The following is a 23311-nucleotide window of genomic DNA, read 5'->3' on the forward strand; positions in this document are numbered from 1 at the left end:
CACTACTGTATGAATGTACAGTATTGTACGTGGGCGGGACGCTAGTGCAAGCGAATTTTCCGAGGCGACGGGGTGTTTGATTTTGGGCAAGGCGCGTGATTATGCGTACGTGAGTGACTGCGTGCGAATGGCGGGAAAAGCAGGGGTGCGCGTCGAGGCCCATCGGATCGTCTGAACGATCGGCCGCGCGGGCGAGCCCGCAACATGAACGGAGATTCATTCTTATGCCGGCTTTATCCGGTCAGGATCGACATGCCTGAACAACTCTGGCTGCCGGGGCTCGAAGCGCCGCCGACGCCGACAGACGGTCTGTTTTTCGCCATATTTCCCGACGCCAATACGGCGGCCTCCATGGCGAAGCTCGGGCAACAACTTTGCGCCGAGGCGCGCGTGCGCAGCAAGCCGCTCGCGGCCGGGCGGCTGCACGTCACGTTGCTGCATCTCGGGAATTTCGCGGGCGGGCTGCCTGCCGATAAGGTCGACGCCGCAATGCGAGCCGCCGCGTCGATCAAAATGGCGCCCTTTACGGCCGAATTTGGCGCGGTCTCCAGTTTCGCCACGAAACCACGGCCGGGGCCGCTGGTGTTGACCGGCGGCGAGGGTGTCGTGGGCCTTCACGCGCTTCGCGATGCGCTGCTGGATGCGTTGGAGCACGCGAGTTTTGGGGATCGTGCGGTTTCGACCGCGTCGTATGAGCCGCATGTCACGCTCGCGTATGGCATGCCGTGGGCCGTCACGCGTCCGATCCCCACAGAACCGGCGTGCTGGAACGTGCGCGAATTTGCGTTGATACATAGCTTGCTTGGGCGTACCCGGCATGTTGCGCTGGCGCGTTGGCCGCTGGCGAGTAGCGAATCATAGTCTCTGGCGTTCGGTGTTCGGCGCGCGAAGTATTGCGTGCGATGTGGCTCCAACGTCTGCGCAGCATCCACATCCGTGGCTATGACGGTGCCGCTGTGTGCATTCGCGCCTTCGGCCGATCAGGAGCCAGTCCAGGCACGACTCCGGGCGCATACGCATCAAAATCGGATGCCAGTCGCGCAACCGCCGACGAATCCGCCACCGCTGCCGCCTGCTCCGCCACAGAACACGCCGCAGCCAGGCAGCGCCATCGATATTGCCAACGCCGCGAGCGTTGCGCGCAGACATGGACGGGAAAGGCGAAATGCGCGCTTGCCGGATCGCGCAGATCGAGCCGATTGCGTGGCAGCGTGCGTGGTCCGTTGCGAACAAAGGCTTCCAACGGACGTCGCGAGCGGGTGACGAGTATGTTGATCGAGCGTGGTGGATGGCATAACGATGGCGACTCGGGAGGCAGGAAGCAGGGGCGCAATCGGCGTCTCTACGGGAAGGCCCCTCACCGGTCGAGCCGCTCACGCAAAAGGTCGTCCAGGCGGGACTTTCACTCTAATCCACCTCTATGCACTCGTGAAATACGCAATATCTGCAAAGCGGCGCGTTTTGTCCGATGTACGGGCATAACGGCCGGGCGCTCCCTGATAGAATGCTTGGGCCGCAACGTAGTGGACTGCTGATGAAATTGCTTGATGCTCTTGTCGAACAGCGTATTGCCGCCGCCGCCGCGCGTGGCGAATTCGACGACTTGCCGGGCGCGGGCGCGCCGCTGCCCTTGGACTACGATGCACTGGTCCCAGAAGAAGTGCGCGTCGCCAACCGGATCCTGAAGAACGCGGGCTTCGTGCCGCCCGCTGTCGAGCAGTTGCGCGCGTTGCGCGACCTGCAAACGGAGCTGAATGCCGTGAGCGACCAAGCTACCCGTTGCCGTCTTCAGGCGCGCATGCTGGCGCTCGATATGGCACTCGAATCGCTGCGCGGCGGCCCGCTAGTCCTGCCGCGCGAATATTGCCGGCGAATCGCCGAGCGGCTGTCGGAGCGCGTCGGCAATCTCAATACGGCAGAAGCGGGTTCGCAGTGAGCGAGCCGTTCGTCCCTGTCATGCCGGACGCGCCGGTTGTCTTGCCCGTGAGCGCAGCCGCGTCAGAGGCGGCGTCCCGTGACTCCGATGCGGCGCACGACGCGGCGGTTGCGCCTGCCGCACTCGAATCCCCTGGCGGCGAAGCCGATCAACCGGTGGGCGCCGGTGGCACATCCTCTGCCACCGCGATAGCCGCTTCCACGCAGGTCGATTCCCCCGAGTTTCCCATCTTTTCCGAGCGCGACCGCCGTTTCATGGCGCTGGCCCAGGCTGCTGCCGAAGAAGCGCGCGCGGCCGGCGAAGTACCGGTCGGCGCGGTGCTCGTGCGGGGCGACGAAGTCATCGCCCGGGGTTTCAATCACCCGATCGGCGCGCATGATCCGTCGGCACATGCGGAAATGGTCGCGCTGCGCACCGCCGCACAGGCCGTCGAGAACTACCGTCTGCCGGGCTGCGAACTCTACGTGACGCTCGAGCCGTGCCTGATGTGCGCGGGCGCGATCATGCACGCGCGCATTGCGCGAGTCGTGTTCGGCGCACGCGATCCGAAGACCGGCGCGTGCGGCAGCGTCGTCGATGCATTCGCGAATCCGCAGTTGAACCATCACACTGCGGTGAGCGGCGGCCTGCTCGAAGCCGAATGCGGCGCCGCGCTCAAATCGTTTTTTGCCGAACGCCGCCGCGCGAGCCGCGCAGCGCGCGCGGCGGCGCGTGGCGAAGAGGATGCCGCCGCGGATGCCCAGGCGGGCGGCGCGCCGGCTCCCACCGAGCCGCTCTAAAACAACCACGTCCAGCAGGTCTTGCCCATGACCGTCCATCGCACCATCGAACTGATCGCGCCGTCTGGATATCCGCATGACCCCGAGGTGCTGCATCGCGCGCTGCATCGTCTGCGTGCGCAGGGGCATCGCGTCGACGGCGAGGAGGCCACGAAGCGCCGCTATCAGCGCTTTGCCGGCACCGACGGCGAGCGCGCGGCCGATTTGAACCGGCTCGCCGATCCGTCGCGCGAGTTGCCCGACGTGGTGCTGGCCGTGCGCGGCGGTTACGGCGCGGTGCGCATCCTGCACGGACTCGACTACGAAGGGCTGCAGCGGCGGCTGACCGATCAGCCTGTCGCGCTGGTCGGCCATAGCGACTTCACCGCGATCCAGCTCGCGCTGCTCGCGCGCGCCGGACTGAAAACGTTCGGCGGCCCGATGCTGATGAGCGACTTCGGTGCGGAGGATCTCAGCGACTTCACGATGCACCACTTCTGGTCGGCGTTGACCCAGCCGACCATGACGGTGGCGGGCAACACGCCGCAAGCGCAACCGGTCGACGTGTCCGGCATGTTGTGGGGCGGCAATCTGGCGGTGCTGACGTCGCTGATCGGCACGCCGTATATGCCGCCGGTGCAAGGCGGCATCCTGTTCATCGAGGACGTCAACGAGCAGCCGTTTCGGGTCGAGCGGATGATTTATCAATTGCATCTGTCCGGCATCCTCGCGCAGCAGCAGGCGCTCGTACTGGGCGACTTCTCGGGCAGCAAAGCGTACGACTACGACAACGGCTACGACCTGCAGGCGATGATCGAGCAGGTGAGGGCGTCGATTGGCATTCCGGTGGTCACGGGTCTGCAATTCGGGCATGTGCGCAACATGCTGACGTTGCCGGTGGGTGCGGACGCGCATCTCGTCGCCGACGCTCACGGGTTCAAGCTGAGCGTGTCGGGCTATCCGTGTCTGGGCTGAGTTGACGGACAGGCGGACGAACGGATAAGCCAACGACCGGACAAAGAAGCGGAGCGGGCGGTTGCCCGCTTTATTTTTGACATCCATACGCAACTAACCGTCTGCAACTCGCTGTATACGCGAACAGACCGATCGGTGAAGGTCCCGATGTTTTGTTGACAAAAACTGCCCTCAATAGACAGCCTCCACGCCGCCTGATTAAACTCATATTTAAGTCCCGTCGCGCCCACGGCGCACGGGCCTGCCTTGCAGCGCAGCCTCCGCGTACAGATTGTCAATCTTCGAGATAAAAATTGTTGACAATCTTTATGTCCATCCTAAGATGACCACTATACCGAGACGCAAATCATGTCCGACATAGACGCCGCCGCGAACAGTTCGAAGCCCGAAGCGATTGCCGAGCGCATCCGCGCCGCGATCCTCGAGCACCGGCTCGCGCCGGGCGCCAAATTGACCGAAGCACAGTTGTGCGAAGTATTCGGCGTGAAGCGCGGCCCGATCCGGCAGGCGCTGGCGCAACTGGCGACGGACCGCCTCGTCGATCTCGAACCGAATCGCGGTGCGTTCGTCGCGAGTCCGTCGCTGCAGGAAGTACACGAGGTGTTCGAGATGCGCCGCATCATCGAACTCGCGGTGGTTGAAAAGATTTGCAGCGGTCACGGCTTGCGGCGTTTGAAGAGCATCGGCAGCATGATCGGCCGCGAACGCAAGGCATTCGAAACACGTGATTTTCCGGCGTGGATTCGCCTGTCGGGCGAGTTTCACACCGAGCTGGCAGGACTCACCGGCAACGCCGTGCTGTGCGATTGTTTGAACGGACTGGTCGCGCGCTCGACGCTGATCTCCGCGTTGTACGAGTCGCTCGGACGCAGCCCTTGCTCGTTCGAAGACCATGAAGCGATTCTCGCCGCGCTCGACGCCGGCGATGCAAAAGAGGCGGCGGCACTGATGTCGCGCCATCTGCAAAGCGTCGAGTTGAAGATGCTGGAGCGCCCCGCACGTGGCGCGGCCGATCTGCATGAAGTATTCGGCACGCTGAGCGCGGCGTCGAAGGATGTGTCCAGAGCCGGCTCATCGCCAGGCTGAAGCAGGCAGTCAGCACGCGCAGAAGCGTGCGAAGCAGCGCGCGCCCATCGGCGGCATGCGTTGCACCGAATTGAACTGAACCAAATCACGCGTTGCAAGGCGGCTCGGCGCGAGCGCTGCCGGCTTGCGCACGCACGTCCGTCGCCATGCGACCGACTTCGAGCAGCGACGCATCGCCGGGAATCCGCGGCGGCTGGCGATGCGATAACCACAAGTACTTCAGTACGGAGACACCCGCGGCACGGCCCACCCAGCTGGCGCCGGCTTCCTCGCTCGATTGTGGGCGAGGAGGGCGCGACTGGCAGGCCGGTGCAACGTCCTTCGATGCGCAGTCGACGGTCCCTATCTCAAGGAGGAATCATGGCTCAGTTCAGTGCGGCGCCCGGCAGTCCCTCGATGTCCACTTACACAGACGGCGGCGCGCAAGCCGATTCGTCCATGCCGGCAGGCTACAGCGAACGGCTCTATAACGAAGATCTCGCGCCGCTGCGCGCTCAGACCTGGGGCGCGTACAACATCTTCGCGTTCTGGATGTCGGACGTGCATAGCGTCGGCGGTTATGTGTTCGCCGGCAGTCTGTTCGCGCTCGGCCTGACGAGCTGGCAGGTGCTGGTGGCGCTGCTGGTCGGCATCACGATCGTCAACCTGCTGTGCAACCTGATCGCCAAGCCGAGCCAGACGAACGGCGTGCCTTACCCGGTCGCGTGCCGCGCCACCTTCGGCGTGCTCGGCGCGAATATTCCCGCAGTGATTCGCGGACTGATCGCGGTCGCGTGGTACGGCATTCAAACGTACCTGGCGTCGAGCGCGCTGGTAATCGTCGTGCTCAAGTTCGTGCCGTCGCTGTTGCCTTATGCCGACGTTCATCATCACGGCTTCATGGGCCTGTCGACGCTTGGCTGGGCCGGCTTCATGCTGCTGTGGGTCCTGCAGGCGCTGGTGTTCTGGCATGGCATGGAGACCATCAAAAAGTTCATCGACTTCGCCGGTCCCGCCGTCTACGTGGTGATGTTCATTCTGGCGGGCTACATGGTGTATCGCGCGGGATGGCGCAACATCGGCATCAACCTGGGCGGCGTCAAATATCACGGCATGCAGGTGGTGCCCGTGATGATCACGGCGACCTCGCTGGTGGTGTCGTATTTCTCCGGCCCGATGTTGAATTTCGGCGACTTCTCGCGCTACGGCAAAAGTTTTCGCAGCGTGAAGCGCGGCAATTTCTGGGGCCTGCCGGTCAACTTCCTCGCGTTCTCGCTGGTGACGGTGATCACCACCGCGGCCACGCTGCCGGTGTTCGGCGAGCTGATCACGGACCCGGTCGAGACGGTCGGCCATATCGACTATCCGACCGCCGTGATCCTCGGCGCGTTGACCTTCACGATCGCGACGATCGGCATCAACATCGTGGCAAACTTCGTTTCGCCGGCTTTCGACTTTTCGAACGTCGCGCCGCGCCTGATCAGCTGGCGCGCAGGCGGGATGCTCGCGGCGGTGGCGTCGATCTTCATCACGCCGTGGAACCTGTTCAACAACCCGGCCGTGATCCATTACACGCTCGACGTGCTCGGCAGCTTCATCGGGCCTTTGTACGGTGTCCTGATCGTCGACTATTACCTGGTGAAGCGTCAGAAGATCGTGCTGGACGACCTGTACACGGTGGCGCCCACCGGCTCGTACTGGTATCGCAACGGCGTCAACTACCGGGCCGTGGCCGCGTTGCTGCCGGCCGCGCTGATCGCGGTGATCTGCGTGATGGTGCCGGCGCTCGACGGTATGGCGAATTTCTCGTGGTTCATCGGCGCGGGACTCGCCGCAGTGTTCTATCGCGTGCTCGCACGCTGAGTCCCGGCCGCAAAAAGGAGTTCCTATGCGCATCAAACTGATCAACCCGAATACGACCCAGCGCATGACCGACGCAATGGGCCGCTGTGCCCGTGAAGTTGCCGCGCCCGGTACCGAAGTGATCGCGGTGAACCCGACCATGGGACCGCCGTCGATCGAGGGCTATTACGACGAAGCGCTTGCGACGCCGGGTTTGCTGGCCGAGGTCGCCGCGGGCGAGCGCGACGGCTGCGACGGCTACGTGATCGCGTGTTTCGGCGACCCCGGTTTGTACGCGGCGCGCGAGCTGGCGCGCGGTCCGGTGATCGGCATCGCGGAGGCGGCGATGCACGCGGCGAGCGTGCTGGCGCCGGGCTTCTCGGTGGTAACCACGCTCGCGCGCACTTGCGGGATGGCGTGGCATCTGGCCGAGCGTTACGGGATGAAGCGCTTTTGCCGCAACGTCCGCGCAACCGACGTCGCGGTGCTCGATCTCGACAAGCCTGGCTCGGCCGCGCGCCGTATCATTCTCGACGAATGCCGGCGCGCGCTGGCCGAGGACGGGTCGGACGCGATCGTGCTCGGTTGCGCGGGCATGGCCGAACTGTGCAGGGAGATCGAGGACGCACTCGGTGCGCCGGTGATCGAAGGCGTGACGGCGGCCGTGAAGTGGACCGAGGCGCTGGTCGCGCTGCGTCTGTCGACGGCCAAGCGCGGCGACTACGCGCGGCCGCTGGCCAAGCGCTACGACGGTGCGCTGGCGTCGTTCAGTCCGTCGGGGGCCGATCAGCAACCACAGCAACCGCAGCCGTCGCAATCGCCGCAGTCGCGACCGCCGCATGACGCCGCTGGCGTTTCGCGCGCGACTGTGTAGGGGGAAGGCGAAAGAGTCGACAGCACCGACGCCCTGAACCGCTGCGGGTAAACGCTAGCGCATCGGACCAGCACATACGTTCCGTCTGACACGCACTATCCAGCCGCGTGTATGGGCGCACCGGGGCGTTTTCGCTACACTGGTCCAACTCTGCGCGGGGTGTCTGAACGCTTTCATGCCGCTGATTCAGATGGGTTGCGTCGGCGGCGGCGAAAGCGCCCACGCACACGCCATACACGCCGCGCCAGCGCCGCAAATTTTTACGTACCGTCACCACGCATCCGTCAAACCATGCCACTCGACCCGAACTACCCACGCGATCTGATCGGCTACGGCCGCCACCCGGTGCAGGCCAACTGGCCGGGGCGAGCGCGCGTCGCGGTGCAATTCGTCCTGAACTATGAAGAGGGCGGTGAAAACTGCGTGCTGCACGGCGACGCCGGCTCGGAGCAATTCCTCTCGGAGATCGTCGGCGCGGCCGCCTACCCAGCGCGTCACATGAGCATGGAGTCGATCTACGAATACGGTTCGCGGGCGGGCGTGTGGCGCATCCTGCGTGAATTCGAAAAGCGCAAGCTGCCGCTTACGGTGTTCGGTGTCGGTATGGCTATCGAACGGCATCCTGACGTGGCGCGCGCGTTTGTCGAACTCTGTCATGAGATCGCGTGCCACGGTTATCGCTGGATTCACTATCAGGACGTCTCGCCGGAGAAAGAGGCGGAGCACATGCGCCTCGGCATGCAGGCGATCGAACGCGTGACCGGCGAACGGCCGCTCGGCTGGTACACCGGCCGCGACAGCCCGAACACGCATCGGCTGGTGGCCGAATACGGCGGCTTCCTGTACGACTCGGATTACTACGGCGACGACCTGCCGTTCTGGATGGACGTCGAAGTGACGGGCGGCGCGCAGGTGCCGCAACTGATCGTGCCTTACACGCTCGACACCAATGACATGCGCTTCGCGAGCCCGCAAGGCTTCAACACCGCTGACCACTTCTTCACCTATCTGCGTGACGCGTTCGACGTGCTCTACGAAGAGGGCGACGAAGCACCGAAGATGCTGTCGATCGGCATGCACTGCCGTCTGCTCGGACGCCCGGGACGGTTTCGCGCGTTGCAACGTTTTCTCGACCATATCGAACAGCATGACCGCGTGTGGGTGACGCGGCGCGTCGATATCGCGCGGCACTGGCGCGAACATCACCCTTACCAGCAAAACAACCGCGGGGCGGCGGCATGAAGGCGATGCAATACACACTGGACCAACTCAACCGCATTTCGACCGACGCGTTCGTCGCGGCGCTGTCCGGCATTTTCGAGCATTCGCCGTGGGTCGCGGAAATCGCGGCTGTGCAACGGCCGTTCGCCAGCGTCGACGAGTTGCATCGGAAGATGTCGGGCATCGTCGAAACGGCGGGCGAGGAGAAGCAACTCGCGCTGATCAACGCTCACCCAGAGTTGGCCGGCAAGGCCGCCGTGCGCGGCGAACTGACCGCCGAATCGACGCGCGAGCAGAGCGGCGCGGGCCTCGCGCAATGCACGCAGGAAGAGTTCGACAGGCTGCTCGCGCTGAACAGCGCCTATCGCGTGAAATTCGGCTTCCCGTTCATCCTCGCGGTGCGCGGCTACGACCGTCACGGCATCATCGCGAACTTCGAGGCGCGGGTGAACAACAGCCGCGCCGACGAATTGCGCGCGAGCCTCGATCAAATTTACCGCATCGCACGTTTCCGGCTCGACGACCTGATCGACGCGCAGGCCTAGATCGCGCTTCATGCGTGCTTTGTCCACGCTCGATGCGCGCGTCGCGGCCGTCGAATGGCAACGTTTTTTCCAGCACCCCACACATCAAGGACGACAACGATGGCACTCCCGATTCTCGACCCCAACGCACCGGAATTCACGCGCCGCTATGTGAATCTGGCGGACCCGCGTCTGGGCGCGCAGGCGCTCGAGACCAGCGACGATTTCTTCGCCCCGAAGGAGCGCATGCTGAATCCGGAGCCGGCCGTCTTCATCCCCGGCAAGTACGACGACAATGGCAAGTGGATGGACGGCTGGGAAACCCGCCGCAAGCGCGCCACGGGTTACGACTGGTGCGTCGTCAAGCTTGCACGCCCGGGTGTGATCAAGGGGCTCGACCTCGACACCAGCCACTTTACGGGCAACTTCCCGCCGGCGGCGTCGGTGGAGGCCGCGCGCGTGATCGACGGCGCGCCAAACCAGTCGACGCAATGGACCGAGGTCGTGCCGTCGACCACGTTGCAGGGCGATAGCCATCACTATCTCGACGTCGGCGACACGCACGCATACACGCACCTGCGCGTGAACATCTATCCGGACGGCGGCATCGCGCGACTGCGCGTATACGGTCAGCCTCAGATCGACTGGGCCGGCGCGAGCCGAACCGAGCAGTTCGATCTCGCCGCGATGGAAAACGGCGCGTATCTGGTCGCGGCGAACAACCAGCACTTCGGCGCAGCGTCGACGCTGCTGATGCCTGGCCGCGGTGTGAACATGGGCGATGGCTGGGAAACCCGCCGCCGGCGCGAGCCGGGCAACGACTGGGCGATCGTCGCGCTCGCGCAGCCGGGCGTGATCCAGAAGATCGAAGTCGATACCGCGCACTTCAAGGGCAACTATCCGGACCGCTGTTCGATCCAGGCCGCGTACGTGACAGGCGGCACCGACAGCTCGCTCGTCACGCAAGCGATGTTCTGGCCGGTGCTGTTGGGCGAACAGAAGCTGCAAATGGATAAGCAGCATTACTTCGAAAGCGAGATCGCGGCGCTTGGTCCGGTCACGCACGTTCGCTTCAACATCTATCCGGACGGCGGTGTATCGCGTCTGCGTTTGTGGGGCACGCTCGCATCATGAAAACGCTCGCGATCGAACCGTTGACGAAGGAAGCGTTCGCCGCGTTCGGCGACGTGATCGAACTCGAAGGCGCGAAGCAGATTCCGATCAACCTCGGCACCACGATCCGCTATCACGATCTCGCGAAAGTAGACGTGACCGACGAGAACGGCCGCACGCTCGTGAACCTGTTTCGCGGACAGCCGCGCACGCTGCCGTTCGAAGTGAAGATGCTGGAGCGTCATCCGCTCGGCAGCCAGGCGTTCGTGCCGCTGAACGACAAGCCGTATCTGGTCGTGGTGGCACCGGCGGGAGAACTGGATGCGGCGAAGATTCGCGCGTTCGTCACGAGCGGCTGGCAGGGTGTCAACTACGCGAAGGGCGTGTGGCACCATCCGCTGATCGCACTGGGAGAGGTGAGCGATTTCATCGTCGTCGATCGCGGCGGCGACGGGCTCAATCTGAACGAGCAGGATCTGGCCGAGTCGTTGTGGCTCACCGAGGACGCGTTAAGCGCGGTCGCGGTGTGAGCAGCGCTGTGAAGCGGGACGGTGAAGCAGGACTGTGAAGCCGGGCCGCTGTGGCGGCCACAGGTTTGACCCGCTGAGTCATGAAAGCCCACGGCGTGTGCCGTGGGCTTTTGCATTAGCGAATAGCGAAGCTCGAAACGGACCTCGAAGGGCGGCGCGACGCCGGTGCAGCGTTACCCCCGCTTGCCCAGTAGCGGCGAACGCCCGATCACTTCACGTGCCCGTTCAGGCGGTGCGGGATCGGAAAACCCCGCGGCTTCGATCGCCGGTTTGAGCCCCTTGAATTGCAGGCTCTTCTTCGGCGAACGCAGCGATGCCATGCCGTCGTCCCACGCGTGCAGCATCTGTTTGGCGACCGTGTGCCATTGCGATTCGTTGCGCGCCGCTTCGATCAGCTCGTGACCGACGTCCACCGCCGAATCGCACAACGCCTCGACCATCTGCGCGTATTGCCGCGGCGCGATGCCCATGCGTGTGTTGAAGAAACGCTCCAGCGATTTGCCGGCCGCCCAGGTTTTACGTCCGTCGATGGCCAGGCCCGGCGGATTGGCCGCGAAGCGCGGATAAGCCTGCGTCGTGACGATGTCGTAGGCGGGCGTGAACGCAACGTCGTCGACCGACGTGTAGAAGAGCGCAATGTTCTTCGTGTGGCAATCCGCGTTGCGCACGACGTAGTTGGTCAGCAGATGCCACCCGAGCTGGAAGAGCTGCAGCCGCATGTTGTCCCGATCGAGCAGATAGGCGCGCGCGGCATTGAGCATCTTCTCGCTGGTCGAATTGTATTTTTCGTGCGGCGGCAAACCCAGCAGGCCGCACATGTCCTCGACGCCATACGCGGGCAGTCCTTGCGCATCGACGTCGAAGCGCTCGACGACCAGCGCCCGGCCATCGTCCGACATCTGCGTGCGTGCCACCGGCGCGACGCCGAGCCGCTCCAGCACGCGCATCGAGTAAAACTCGTTGAAGCCGAGAAACGGCGTGTTGTCGTCCGAGCCCTTGACGATGTGGCGGCTCGTGCGGATGGTCGGCTTGCCGAGCGCCGGCGGCTCGGCCGCACTGGCCGCTACTTCCTGCGGTGCGATGAATTTCGGCACCGCGCCCGAGATGGCCGCGCGCGCGTATTCGCGCACGAGCTGCGCGAAATGCTCGGCGGTGTTGTCGCCGTGCAGGATGTTCTGGACGTCGAGCGCTTGCAGTTCGGTGCCCGGCGCGACGCCTTCGGGCGTCACGGTGACGCGGCCGATCCCCATGGCGCCGACCACCGCGAGCAGCGACAGGTCGGTGCCGTCGAGCAAGGGCCCGAACTGCTCGCGGATCAGATTTAGCAGATAGCCTTCGGGCAGGTTCTGCCGGAAAAACGGGTGCAGGTCGCGCGGCCAGCGCCAGGCTTCTTCGCGCACCGGCATCGCCAGGCTCACGAAATCGGCGGCGCGCGCGTCGGCGTTGTATTTGAGGACGTAGTCGTCGCGCTCGCGAAACAGCGAGGCGACGGTCTTGCCCAGCACCTGGACGTCGAGCCTCATTGGTTCGGTTCCGGGCTGCGTTGTTCGGCGAGGATGTCTTCGAGCGTGCGCCCGTGTCCATGCTCGACGAACTTGAGATCGTAGCCGGCCGCTTCGAGCAGGCGCAGCAGCACGGACACGCTCATGTCGTTGCGGGCGAGCGTTTCCATCCGCGCGACGGTGGTGCGTGCAACGCCGGCGCGGCGCGCCAGTTCCCCTTGCGACAGGTTCTGTTCGCGCCGCAGCGCTTTCAGCATGTCCGATACGTCGGCGAGGTGGGTCATTTGTAGCCCCAAGGCATCAATTTCAGCAATATACGCTCATATTGTAGCCCATGAGGCACAAACATATCTCTTAAATTTGTAGCTCTTGGGCTACATTTTAAGAGGATTTACGAGTTTTTGTAGCCCTTGGGCGACATATCGGCGCCGACACGCACCACACGACGCCGGTCGGTCAAAAAAAACGGGCTTGCCGCTCACGCGAAAAGCCCGCTTCGTGCTGCTGAGTCGATCCGATCGGCAAGCCGGACACTTGCGTCCGGCCGTCGCTTACTTCGCCGCGCCCCCTTCGAACCACGCGGCGATCTTCATCCGCTCGTCGTCGGTCATGTGGGTAACGTTGCCGAGCGGCATCGCCTTCAACGTCACGGCCTGCTGATAGATCCGCTGCGCGTTCTGCGAGATTTCATCCGGCGTATCGAGCAGTACGCCGGCGGGAGCGCTGCCCATCATCGTCGGATGCGCGGAGTGGCAGGCCACGCAGCGCTGTTGCAGCACCGGCGCGATGTCGCCCACCTTGACCGTCGGCGCGTTGGCGGCCTGCGCTTGCGCGACGAGCGGCTTCGGCATGGTCCAGAAGAGTGCGCAGAACATCAGCGCGATGCCGACCAGCGGCAGATACCACAGCACCTGGCCGCGATGGCGCATCACGAAGAACTGGCGGATCAGTGCACCGGCCAGCATGATGACCAGCAGCACGGCCCAGTTGTACGGATGCGTGTAGGTCATCGCGTAGTGGTTCGACAGCATCGCGAACACCACCGGCAACGTGAAATAGGTGTTGTGCACCGAGCGTTGCTTGCCGCGCTTGCCGTAGATCGGATTCGGCGTGTCGCCCTTGAGCATCGCGTCGACCATCTTGCGCTGGCCTGGAATGATCACGAAGAACACGTTGGCCGACATGATCGTCGCCAGCATCGCGCCCATGATCAGATACGCCGCGCGGCCCGCGAAGATATGGCATGCGAGCCACGCGGCGATCACCACATACACGCCGACGCAGATGCCGAGCACCTTGTCCTTGTTGCCGAGGATGCGGCACAGCGAGTCGTACACGATCCAGCCGGCCGCGAGGAAGCCGATGGCCGATGCGATGGCGACCACCGGACCCATGTCGAGCACGTTTTTGTCGATCAGGTAGGTGGTCGGCGAGAACAGGTACAGCACGGTGAAGAGTCCGAAGCCCGACAGCCACGTGGTGTACGACGGCCACTTCGACCAGTGCAGATCGTCGGGCATTTCCGGCGGCGCGACGGTGTACTTCTGCATGTTGTAGAAGCCGCCGCCGTGCACGTGCCACAGTTCGCCGAACACGCCGCGTCGGCGCTGATTCGGGTCCTGCGGCGGTTTGAGGCTGTTGTCGAGCGCGACGAAATAGAACGACTCGCCGATCCATGCAATTGCGGCGATGACGTGGAACCAGCGAATCGCCAGATTCAACCAGTCGGTGATAAAGCCTTCCATGACACTCCTCCACTTCTGATTCGTTGTAGGCGCGATGACGCCCGGCATTCTGATCGACCTGCCTGATGCGGGTCTCGGGCCGGCTCGGCGTCAGCGTGCTGACTGCGGGGTAAAAGACGCGTTGCGCTCAGTTCGCTCGGCGTCGTTTTTTATGGGCGCTGGGTTCGCGCTGCGCGCTCGAATGCGTTTCGCGGGTGCTCTCCAACCTTGACGATGGAGAGGCGAGCATCTGCGCAATGCAATCGGGCGTGGTCGGCACTCACGGCTCCCAGGCGCCTCCTAACTGCCCCGATACGTGCTGTACGACCACGGCGACACCAGCAGCGGCACGTGATAATGCGCGCCGGCATCGGCCACGCCGAAGCGCAGCACCACGCGATCGACGAAGCGCGGCTCCGGCACCTTTGTGCCGATCGACGCGAAGTAGTCGCCCGCGCCGAACACCAGTTCGTATTCGCCCACGACGAGCGCGTCGCCTTCCAGCAGTGGCTCGTCGCAGCGGCCGTCGTCATTGGTGGTGGTGGTTTTGAGCGCGCGGCGCGAGTCGCCCGCGAGCGCGAAGAGTTCGACCTTGATGCCCGCGCCGGGACGACCGTTCGCGGTGTCGAGCACATGGGTAGTGAGCTTTCCCATTCGCAATTTTCCTTGTGTGTTTGCGAGGTTTCGGCGGCAGCCCGATCCAGATACGTTTGCGGCGGATCGAGGCTCCACGTCAGTGGCTACATACCCGTCGGCGAATTGAAGCGAGCGCCGTGGCAGCCATTGTAAAAAGGTTGTTCCGTTCCACGCGCACGCGATAGGAAAGATAATAGCTGGCGCATGTTGGACAGCTCGCTGAAAGCGGCGGCGAGTCGATGCGTTCGATTCTTGCACTGCGCTTCGATCGTAGCGGTGCCAAAAAAGACCCACTATATCGGCGGCGTGAAGTTGGGTATCGCATGGACGCGAGTTGCCACGCTTATTTTGGCCGTCGAAGGTTACACCTGTGCGCCGCGGCGGAGAAGAGCCGGCCGCGGCGCACCCCGAAGACGGCGGAGCACGCCGGGTAACCGGGCCAACGGCGTTCGACGGGACGCGACGGCGCGGTTGGCGTGCCGTCACATCGCGTTCGAACGGCTTTGCACGGAAGTATTGAAGCGGAGAAAACGAATGACGATGGAACAGGCGGCACAACAGTCAGGTAAGCCGAAGAAAACGATGCTGGTCAGGCACGCGGACGTGCTGGTCACGATGGACGGCGCGAGGCGCGAACTGCGCGACGGCGGCCTGTATATCGAGGACAACCGCATCGTCGCGGTCGGGCCCACGGAGCAACTGCCGCAAACCGCCGACGAAGTGCTGGATATGCGCGGCCACCTGGTGATTCCCGGCCTCGTGAACACGCATCACCACATGTATCAGAGCCTGACGCGCGCGTTGCCCGCTGCGCAAAACGCCGAGCTGTTCGGCTGGCTCACGAATCTCTACAAGGTGTGGGCGAATCTCACACCGGAGATGATCGAGGTCTCGACGCTGACGGCGATGGCCGAGCTGCTGCTGTCCGGTTGCACGACGTCGAGCGACCATCTGTATATCTATCCGAACGGCAGCCGGCTCGACGACAGCATCGCGGCGGCGCGGCGGATCGGCATGCGTTTTCACGCGGCGCGCGGCAGTATGAGCGTGGGGCAGAAGGACGGCGGTTTGCCGCCGGATTCGGTGGTCGAGCGCGAGGTGGACATCCTGAAGGACACCCAGCGTCTGATCGAGACTTATCACGATGCGGGGCGTTACGCGATGCTGCGTGTGGTGGTCGCGCCTTGCTCGCCGTTTTCCGTGAGCCGCGAGTTGATGCGCGAGTCGGCGGTGCTGGCGCGTCAATATGGCGTGTCGCTGCATACGCACCTCGCGGAGAACGTCAACGACGTCGCATACAGCCGCGAGAAATTTGGCATGACGCCGGCCGAGTATGCGGAAGACCTGGGTTGGGTCGGCCATGACGTGTGGCACGCGCACTGCGTGCAACTCGACGACGCGGGCATCGAGCTGTTCGCGCGCACCGGCACCGGCGTCGCGCATTGTCCGTGTTCGAACATGCGGCTCGCGTCGGGCATCGCACCGGTCAAGCGCATGCGTCTAGCAGGCGTGCCGGTGGGGTTGGGCGTCGACGGGTCGGCGTCGAACGACGGCGCGCAGATGGTCGCCGAAGTGCGCCAGGCGCTGCTGTTGCAGCGGGTCGGTTTCGGACCGGACGCGATGACCGCGCGCGAAGCATTGGAGATCGCGACGCTGGGCGGCGCGAAGGTGCTCAATCGCGACGACATTGGCGCGCTAGCGCCCGGCATGGCGGCGGACTTCGTGTCGTTCGATCTGCGTCAGCCGCTGTTTGCGGGCGCGTTGCACGACCCGGTCGCGGCGCTGGTGTTTTGCGCGCCGTCGCAGGTGAGCTATAGCGTGATCGGCGGCAAGGTGGTCGTCAAAGACGGGCAACTGACGACGCTCGACCTTGGGCCTGTGATCGAGCAGCACAACGGTCTGGCGAAGACGCTTTACGAAGCGGCGGCGTAGAAGAGGACAAAGAAGTGGGAACAGCAGGCGTAGAAAGCAGGGATGCCATCGTCATGCACGGCACCGCCCGCACCCGCGCAACAAACTGAACAGCAAGCCCTCAAGGCTTGTCGATCAACGTCCTGGTCGCTTCGGCGACCAGGCTGCGCAGCCAGCGCACTTCGTCGGAGTAATGCACGCGCTCGTGCCACAACTGGTAGTACTGCATTGGCGGGAAATCGAGCGGCGCGGGCACCACGGTGAGCGGCAGGAACTTGGCGTAGTAATCGGCAAAGAGGCGCGTCGTCGTGAAGATCAGATCGGATTTGATCAGCACGTACGGCGCCAGATTGAAGTAAGGCAACGTGACGACCACATGACGCTTCAGGCGCTCGCGCGCGAGATGCACGTCGATCGCGCCGCGCTGGCCGACCGAGTACGGCGTCGGCGCGAGATGCGGCGCGTTCAGATACTGGTCGAGCGTGAGGCCGCCGCGTTTGGCGAACGGATGCGTGTTGCTCATCAGGCAGACGATCTGATCGACGAACAGGTTCGACAGGTGCAGTTGCTCCGGCGGCTCGGGCCAGTTGCCGACCACGATGTCGAGCTTGCCGTCTTCGAGCGCGAGTTCGTAGTCGAAGGCGGGGCCGAGCGAATGAAATTCGAGCGTCGCGTTCGGCGCGGCCTGGCGAAAGCGTTCGACCACCGTTGGCACGAACAGCACGTTCAGGTAGTCCGGGCAGCCGATCCGGTAGCAACGGATCGATGTCGCCGGATCGAAGTTGTGCTGCTGGAACTTGATGCGTTCGATTTCGCGCAGCGCGTTCTGCACCGGTTCGAGCAGGCGCAGCCCGTACTCGGTCGGCACCATGCCGGATTTGCCGCGCACCAGCAGCGGGTCGCCGGTGATGTCGCGCAGGCGGCGCAGCGCCGCGCTGATCGCCGGCTGCGATTGATTCAGTTTGACGGCCGCGCGCGTGACGCTGCGTTCCATCAACAAGGTGTGCAAGACGCGCAGTAGGTACGTATCGATCGCCTCGCGTTGCTGACTCATGACTTCTCCGAAATATATGTTCTGGCTGATCGAACGGGCATGGGGGTATATGCGTTTTAATATGGACGAAAAACGACGTCAAGGGTGGCATACCCGCAGAGCCGCGCTGCACGCGGGTTTGCGGGAATTTTGTCGGCTCGACTGAGCGGGTCGAATTAGGTATTGTCATCCGGTTGTGGTGACGGATCGTCCGCCGGCAAGGAGGACGGACGCGCTGGAACCGGCAGTCACTGACGCACTACGGAATCACATGAGCGACTCTTCTTATAGCGACGGCGCCGCCGCGCAGCCGGCACCGAGGCCGGAACAGACGGCACCCCGAACGGCCCCCCGGCTGGTGCTCCAGGGCATCACCAAACAGTACCCGGCGGTGCGCGCCAACGACGACGTCACGCTGATCGTCGCGCCAGGTGAAATCCATGCGGTGCTCGGTGAAAATGGCGCCGGCAAAAGCACGCTGATGAAGATCATCTACGGCGCGGTGCGGCCCGACGCCGGCGAAATTCGCTGGGAAGGCGAGGTGGTCGAGATCGCGAGCCCGGCGGCGGCGCGCAAGCTCGGTATCGGCATGGTGTTCCAGCATTTTTCGCTGTTCGAGACGCTCACGGTCGGCGAAAACATCGCGCTCGCACTCGACGAACCGTTCGATCTGAAGACGCTTGCGAAACGCATCCGCGAAGTATCGGCCGATTACGGTCTCGACATTGATCCGCAGCGTCACGTGCATAGTCTGACGGTGGGCGAGCGGCAGCGCGTCGAGATCGTGCGCTGTCTGCTGCAGAACCCGCGTCTGCTGATCATGGACGAGCCGACTTCGGTGCTGACGCCGCAAGCAGTGCGCAAGCTCTTCGCGACGCTGCGCCGGCTCGCGGCCGAAGGCTGCAGCATTCTCTATATCAGCCACAAGCTCGACGAAATCCAGGAACTGTGCGACAGCGCGACCGTGATGCGCGGCGGCCGCGTGACCGGTCACGTGAAGCCCAAGGGCGAGACGCATGCGTCGCTCGCGCAGTTGATGGTCGGCCATTCGCTGCCCGACTACACGCGGCGCGAGCACAATCCCGGCGCGGTCCTGCTCGACGTGAAGCAGTTGTCGGTGGAAAGCGACGATCCATTCGGCACGTCGCTGCACGACGTGTCGTTCGGCGTGCATGCGGGCGAGATCTTCGGTATCGCGGGCGTGTCGGGCAACGGTCAGGCGGAGTTGCTGTCGGCGTTGTCGGGTGAAAAACGCGGCGTGCGTGCCGACGCAGTCACGATTTGCGGCAAGGCCGCAGGGCGGCTTGGCGCGGGCGGGCGGCGCGCGCTTGGCTTCGGCTTCGTGCCGGAAGAGCGGCTCGGTCGTGGCGCGGTGCCGGCGATGTCGCTATCGGAGAACGCGCTGCTCACCGCGCATCGCCAGCAGATGGTCAGCTCCGGCTGGATCAGGGCGGGTGCGATGCGCGCGTTTGCAAAGCGCTGCATCGACGCGTTCGACGTGCGTTGCGGCGGCTCCGAAGCGCTCGCGCAAAGTCTGTCCGGCGGCAATCTGCAGAAATACATCATGGGCCGCGAAATCCTGCAGGCGCCTAAAGTGCTGGTGGTCGCGCAGCCGACGTGGGGCGTCGACGTCGGCGCGGCAGCGTTCATCCGTCAGCAGTTGCTGGATCTGGCGGCGCGCGGCGTCGCGATTCTGGTGATCTCGGAGGAGCTGGAAGAGCTGTTCGATATCTGCGACCGCCTCGCTGTGCTCGCCGGTGGCCGGCTCTCGCCGGTGCGTGCGACCGGCGCGACCAACGCCGAGGAAATCGGCCGCTGGATGGCGGGCCTGTTCGGCGGCCGCGAGGGCGCGGCGCCGTCGGCGGAACAGGCGGCCCACGCGTAAAGCGCGCGAGGCGAGAGGAGGCGAGCCGCCTCGGTCGAGCCTCGAAACAGAACCCAATAAATCACACGCTACCCATGATTCTTCCTTATCGACTTGAAGCACGCACAACGCCGTCGCGCACGATGCAGTTCGCCGTCCCGCTGATCGCCGCGCTGCTCACGCTCGCGATCGGCTTTCTGATTTTCAGCCTGGTGGGCCGCGATCCGCTGCAGGCGATGCACGCGTTTTTTATCGAGCCGCTCTCCAGTGTGAACGGCTGGTCCGAGCTGCTGCTGAAGGCGTCGCCGTTGTGCCTGATCGGCCTCGGTCTCGCGATCGGTTATCGGGCCAACGTCTGGAACATCGGCGCGGAAGGGCAGATGCTGCTCGGCGGCATTGCCGCGAGCGGTGTCGCGATCTATTTCGATCAGGCCACCGGCTGGTGGATTCTGCCGACCATGATGATCGCGGGCGTGCTTGGCGGCATGGCGTGGGCGGCGATTCCCGCACTGCTCAAGAGTCGCTTCAACACCAACGAGATTCTCGTGAGCCTGATGCTCACGTATGTCGCCACGCAGTTGCTGATCTATCTGGTGAGCGGCCCGTGGCGCGATCCGCAGGGAATGAACTTCCCTCTGTCGGAAATGTTCAGCGGCGACGCGCTCTACCCGACGCTATACGGCGACTGGCACTGGAAATGGCTGCGCGGCACGCGGCTGAACGCGTCGGTGTTCGTCACGCTGATCGCGATTCCGCTCGTGTGGCTGTTCATGCGCAAGAGTTTCGCGGGCTACCGGATGAACGTCGGCGGTCTCGCGCCGCTCGCCGCGCGCTATGCGGGCTTCTCCGACAAGAAAACCATCTGGACGTCGCTGCTGATCAGCGGCGGTCTCGCGGGTCTCGCCGGGATGGGCGAGATCGCCGGCCCGATCGGCCAATTGCAGGCAACGTGGTCGCCGGGCTACGGCTTCACCGCGATCATCGTCGTGTTCGTGGGGCGGCTGCATCCGGTCGGCATCGTGCTCGCGAGTCTGCTGATGGCGCTGCTGTATCTCGGCGGCGAAGCGGTGCAGACCTCGATGCAATTGCCGCAGGCGCTTTCCGGCGTGTTCCAGGGGCTGTTGCTGTTCTGCCTGCTGGGTGCCGACCTGTTCGTGAACTACCGTGTGCGCCGGCGAACGCTTGCCGCCGCGCATTGACCAGGCCCACTGATTTTTTCCGCCGGACTTCCATGGATATCCAACAAGCCAGCGCGCTCACGTCGAGCGCCGTTACCGCCGCGATCCCGCTGATGTTCGCGGGCGCGGGCGAACTCGTCACCGAAAAGTCGGGCGTCCTGAACCTCGGCGTCGAAGGCATGATGCTGATGGGCGCCGTGACCGGCTATGCGGTCACGACGATCACCGGCAACCCGTGGCTCGGCGTGCTCGCCGCGATCGCGGCCGGCCTCGCGATGTCGCTGCTGTTCGCGTTCCTCACGCTGACCATGCTCGCCAACCAGGTCGCCACCGGCCTCTCGCTGACGATCTTCGGCATCGGCCTGTCGGCGTATGTCGGCAAGCCATACACGTCGGCCGCGGTGCGCGCGACCATCGACACGTGGACCATTCCCGGCCTCTCGAAGATTCCCGTGCTCGGCCCCGCGCTCTTCAGCCTCACGCCGCTCGATTACCTGGCCTTCCTGATGTTCGCCGTGATCGGCTGGTTCCTGTACCGCACGCGCGCCGGGCTGGTGCTGCGTTCGGTCGGCGAATCGCCGCAGGTCGCGCACTCGGTCGGCTTTCCGGTGGTCGGCGTGCGCTACGGCGCGGTGGCCTTCGGCGGCGGCATGGCCGGTCTCGCGGGCGGCTATTATTCGATCGTCAATCTGCATCTCTGGCAGGAAAACCTGACCTCGGGGCGTGGCTGGATCGCGCTCGCGCTGGTCGTGTTCGCGACGTGGCGCCCCGGGCGCCTGCTGATCGGCGCGCTGCTATTCGGCGCGGTCACCGGCCTGCAGTTTTACGCGCAGGCGATCGGCGTGCCGGTGCCGACGCAATTCCTCGCGATGCTGCCGTACGTCGCGACGGTCGTCGTGCTGGTGCTGATCTCGCGTAACCCGAACACGATCCGTCTGAACGCGCCGGCCTCGCTCGGCAAACCGTTTTTCTCGGCGGGCTGATCCCGCCAACTGATCAACTTGCGCCATCCGTTTTTCATCATTCGACCAACACGAGAGGACCCAAACAACATGAAAAGAAGAAATCTGCTGACCGCTTTCGCGTGGGGCGCGGCCTCGCTCGCGCTCGCCGCGCCGCTCGCGCAAACCGCGCAGGCCGCCGATGCGCCGGGCGTCGCGTTCGTCTACATCGGCAATCCGGGCGACGCCGGCTGGACCTTCGCGCACGACCAGGGCTCGCGCGAAGCGGAAGCGAAGTTCGGCAACAAGATCAAGATCACGCGCGTCGAGAACGTGCCGGAATCCGCCGACTCGGAGCGCGTGTTCCGCGATCTGGCGAACAAAGGCAACAAGATCATCATCGGCACGAGCTTCGGCTTTCAGGACTTCCAGCTGAAAGTCGCGAAGGATTTCCCGGACGCGGTGTTCCTGCACGCGACCGGCTACAAGAAGGCGCCGAACTTCGGCACCTACGACGTGCGCATGTATCAGGGTGCGTATCTGGCCGGCGTCGCCGCGGGCTACGTGACGAAGACCAACACGCTCGGCTTCGTCGCGTCGGTGCCGATTCCGGAAGTGGTGCGCAACATCAATGCGTACACGCTCGGCGCGCGCTCGGTGAATCCGAAGGTGCACACGAAGGTCATCTGGATCAACAGCTGGTTCGATCCGGGCAAGGAAAAGCAGGCGGCCGAAACGCTGATCGGGCAGGGCGCCGACGTGCTGCTGCAGAACACCGATTCGAGCGCGACGCTCGCGACCGCGTCGGAGAAACACGTGCACGCGTTCGGCTGGGATTCGGACATGAAGAAGTTCGGTCCCGAAGCGCATCTCGGCTCGGTGGTCGCGCATTGGGGCGTGTATTACAACGCGGCAATCCAGCAGGTACTGGACGGCAAGTGGAAGAACGATCCGGTGTGGTGGGGCATTCCGCAGAAGGCCGTCAACCTGGAGAACCTGAATACGTCGGCGATTCCGGCCGACGCGCAGAAACAGGTCGCGGCGAAGCGCGACGAGCTGGCGAGCGGCAAGTGGGATGTGTTCACCGGGCCGCTCAAGGATCAGTCCGGCGCGGTGAAGGTGCCGGCCGGCAAGACGCTGACCGATCCGGAGTTGCAGCGCTTGAACTGGTACGTGGAAGGCGTGGACGGTTCGCTGCCGAAGTAATCGTCGCGCCCGGCCGAGGCTGGGCGGATTCGCGATGGATTCGCGATCGACCAGGCGGCGGTCTCGCAAGCGCTGCTTTGAGGAGCTGCGTCCTGTATGGACGCAGCTTTTTTTTCGCCGTGAGACAGGCGTCGACGTGCGGGCCTCGGCGCCGCGCCGAGGCTCGTCAGTCGATGCGCAAGCCGACCTTGATCGTCACCTGCCAATAAGTAACCTTGTCGTTTTCGATCTGGCCCCGCGTTTCGGTGACTTCGAACCAGTGCAAATTGCGCAACGTCTTCGATGCTTTTGCAATCGCGGTCTTGACGGCGTCATCGCTCGACACGGGCGACGAGCCGGTCAGTTCGATTTGTTTGTAGACGTGGTCCGACATGAGCGTCCTCCTTGGGTCTTCGTTGGTGTCCAGAAAGTATAGGCAACGGGAAACGCGGCCACCGGGATACGGGGCCGGCCCATCAGCGGTGATGTCGCACGTCGT

General features: G+C 64.2%; 22 protein-coding genes. 16 read left to right on the forward strand and 6 right to left on the reverse strand.

The genetic code is table 11. The features are described from left to right. Positions 1-252 precede the first annotated feature (252 nt). The 11 genes from BGI01S_RS05725 (at position 253) to BGI01S_RS05775 (ending at position 10838) form a co-directional block, all read left to right on the forward strand. A complete protein-coding gene (locus BGI01S_RS05725; RefSeq protein ID WP_042323166.1) occupies positions 253-861 on the forward strand; it encodes a 2'-5' RNA ligase family protein in 609 nt (202 codons plus the stop codon). A gap of 673 nt (positions 862-1534) precedes the next feature. Then, the gene (locus BGI01S_RS05730; protein ID WP_042323168.1) at positions 1535-1936 is read left to right on the forward strand and encodes a DnaJ family domain-containing protein; all 402 of its coding nucleotides are present in this window, start codon (positions 1535-1537) and stop codon (positions 1934-1936) included. Positions 1937-1956: 20 nt separating this feature from the next. Continuing rightward, positions 1957-2715: a tRNA adenosine(34) deaminase TadA gene (gene tadA, locus BGI01S_RS05735; RefSeq protein ID WP_157004141.1), complete on the forward strand. Its 759-nt coding sequence runs from the start codon at positions 1957-1959 to the stop codon at positions 2713-2715. Between the two features lie 27 nt (positions 2716-2742). After that, positions 2743-3669, forward strand: coding sequence for a muramoyltetrapeptide carboxypeptidase (gene ldcA, locus BGI01S_RS05740; protein WP_042324438.1), 927 nt, complete (start codon positions 2743-2745; stop codon positions 3667-3669). Between the two features lie 348 nt (positions 3670-4017). Beyond that, positions 4018-4755, forward strand: coding sequence for a GntR family transcriptional regulator (locus BGI01S_RS05745; protein WP_042323170.1), 738 nt, complete (start codon positions 4018-4020; stop codon positions 4753-4755). A gap of 360 nt (positions 4756-5115) precedes the next feature. Continuing rightward, positions 5116-6597, forward strand: coding sequence for an NCS1 family nucleobase:cation symporter-1 (locus BGI01S_RS05750; protein ID WP_042323172.1), 1482 nt, complete (start codon positions 5116-5118; stop codon positions 6595-6597). Positions 6598-6622: 25 nt separating this feature from the next. Next, positions 6623-7450, forward strand: a complete 828-nt coding sequence (locus BGI01S_RS05755; protein WP_042323174.1) for an aspartate/glutamate racemase family protein — start codon at positions 6623-6625, stop codon at positions 7448-7450. A 291-nt stretch (positions 7451-7741) separates the two neighbouring features. After that, complete coding sequence (gene puuE / locus BGI01S_RS05760; protein WP_042323175.1) at positions 7742-8692, forward strand: allantoinase PuuE; 951 nt, start codon at positions 7742-7744, stop codon at positions 8690-8692. Further along, positions 8689-9216, forward strand: coding sequence for a 2-oxo-4-hydroxy-4-carboxy-5-ureidoimidazoline decarboxylase (gene uraD / locus BGI01S_RS05765; protein WP_042323177.1), 528 nt, complete (start codon positions 8689-8691; stop codon positions 9214-9216). The genes puuE and uraD overlap by 4 nt, the downstream gene beginning before the upstream one ends. Before the next feature lie 99 nt (positions 9217-9315). After that, entirely contained in the window at positions 9316-10329 is a 1014-nt protein-coding gene (gene alc, locus BGI01S_RS05770) for an allantoicase (RefSeq protein ID WP_042323179.1), read from the forward strand. Further along, on the forward strand, positions 10326-10838 hold the full coding sequence (locus BGI01S_RS05775; protein ID WP_042323180.1) for an ureidoglycolate lyase: 513 nt from the start codon (positions 10326-10328) through the stop codon (positions 10836-10838). Before alc ends, BGI01S_RS05775 begins: the two co-directional genes overlap by 4 nt. A 173-nt stretch (positions 10839-11011) precedes the next feature. On the opposite strand, the gene BGI01S_RS05780 is transcribed toward BGI01S_RS05775, so the two are convergent. The 4 genes from BGI01S_RS05780 to uraH all read right to left on the reverse strand — a co-directional run bounded on the left by BGI01S_RS05780 (position 11012) and on the right by uraH (position 14718). Then, complete coding sequence (locus tag BGI01S_RS05780; RefSeq protein ID WP_042323182.1) at positions 11012-12361, reverse strand: type II toxin-antitoxin system HipA family toxin; 1350 nt, start codon at positions 12359-12361, stop codon at positions 11012-11014. Beyond that, positions 12358-12624, reverse strand: a complete 267-nt coding sequence (locus BGI01S_RS05785; protein WP_042323184.1) for a helix-turn-helix domain-containing protein — start codon at positions 12622-12624, stop codon at positions 12358-12360. Before BGI01S_RS05785 ends, BGI01S_RS05780 begins: the two co-directional genes overlap by 4 nt. 267 nt (positions 12625-12891) lie before the next feature. After that, positions 12892-14085, reverse strand: a complete 1194-nt coding sequence (locus BGI01S_RS05790) for a urate hydroxylase PuuD (RefSeq protein ID WP_042323187.1) — start codon at positions 14083-14085, stop codon at positions 12892-12894. A 279-nt stretch (positions 14086-14364) separates the two neighbouring features. Then, complete coding sequence (gene uraH / locus BGI01S_RS05795; protein WP_042323189.1) at positions 14365-14718, reverse strand: hydroxyisourate hydrolase; 354 nt, start codon at positions 14716-14718, stop codon at positions 14365-14367. A gap of 516 nt (positions 14719-15234) precedes the next feature. Here uraH and BGI01S_RS05800 point away from each other — a divergent pair. Then, positions 15235-16632, forward strand: a complete 1398-nt coding sequence (locus BGI01S_RS05800; protein WP_042323191.1) for an 8-oxoguanine deaminase — start codon at positions 15235-15237, stop codon at positions 16630-16632. Between the two features lie 100 nt (positions 16633-16732). Here BGI01S_RS05800 and BGI01S_RS05805 read toward each other — a convergent pair whose 3' ends face one another. Then, positions 16733-17665, reverse strand: coding sequence for a LysR substrate-binding domain-containing protein (locus BGI01S_RS05805; RefSeq protein ID WP_006051768.1), 933 nt, complete (start codon positions 17663-17665; stop codon positions 16733-16735). A 250-nt stretch (positions 17666-17915) separates the two neighbouring features. Here BGI01S_RS05805 and BGI01S_RS05810 point away from each other — a divergent pair, with 250 nt between their 5' ends. The 4 genes from BGI01S_RS05810 (at position 17916) to BGI01S_RS05825 (ending at position 22833) form a co-directional block, all read left to right on the forward strand. Beyond that, positions 17916-19529 (forward strand): ABC transporter ATP-binding protein, encoded by a 1614-nt coding sequence (locus BGI01S_RS05810; protein WP_042323193.1) that lies wholly within the window; start codon positions 17916-17918, stop codon positions 19527-19529. A gap of 74 nt (positions 19530-19603) precedes the next feature. Then, positions 19604-20707: an ABC transporter permease gene (locus BGI01S_RS05815; protein ID WP_042323195.1), complete on the forward strand. Its 1104-nt coding sequence runs from the start codon at positions 19604-19606 to the stop codon at positions 20705-20707. A 32-nt stretch (positions 20708-20739) separates the two neighbouring features. Then, positions 20740-21669 carry an ABC transporter permease gene (locus BGI01S_RS05820; RefSeq protein ID WP_042323197.1) on the forward strand — a complete coding sequence of 310 codons (930 nt, stop codon included), beginning with the start codon at positions 20740-20742 and terminating at the stop codon, positions 21667-21669. Between the two features lie 69 nt (positions 21670-21738). Next, entirely contained in the window at positions 21739-22833 is a 1095-nt protein-coding gene (locus tag BGI01S_RS05825; RefSeq protein ID WP_042323199.1) for a BMP family ABC transporter substrate-binding protein, read from the forward strand. A gap of 166 nt (positions 22834-22999) precedes the next feature. Here the strand turns inward: BGI01S_RS05825 and BGI01S_RS05830 are convergent, their stop codons facing one another. Next, a complete protein-coding gene (locus BGI01S_RS05830) occupies positions 23000-23206 on the reverse strand; it encodes a dodecin (RefSeq protein ID WP_042323201.1) in 207 nt (68 codons plus the stop codon). Positions 23207-23311: the final 105 nt, after the last annotated feature.

This window comes from Paraburkholderia ginsengisoli NBRC 100965 (genome assembly GCF_000739735.1).
Lineage (GTDB): Bacteria > Pseudomonadota > Gammaproteobacteria > Burkholderiales > Burkholderiaceae > Paraburkholderia > Paraburkholderia ginsengisoli.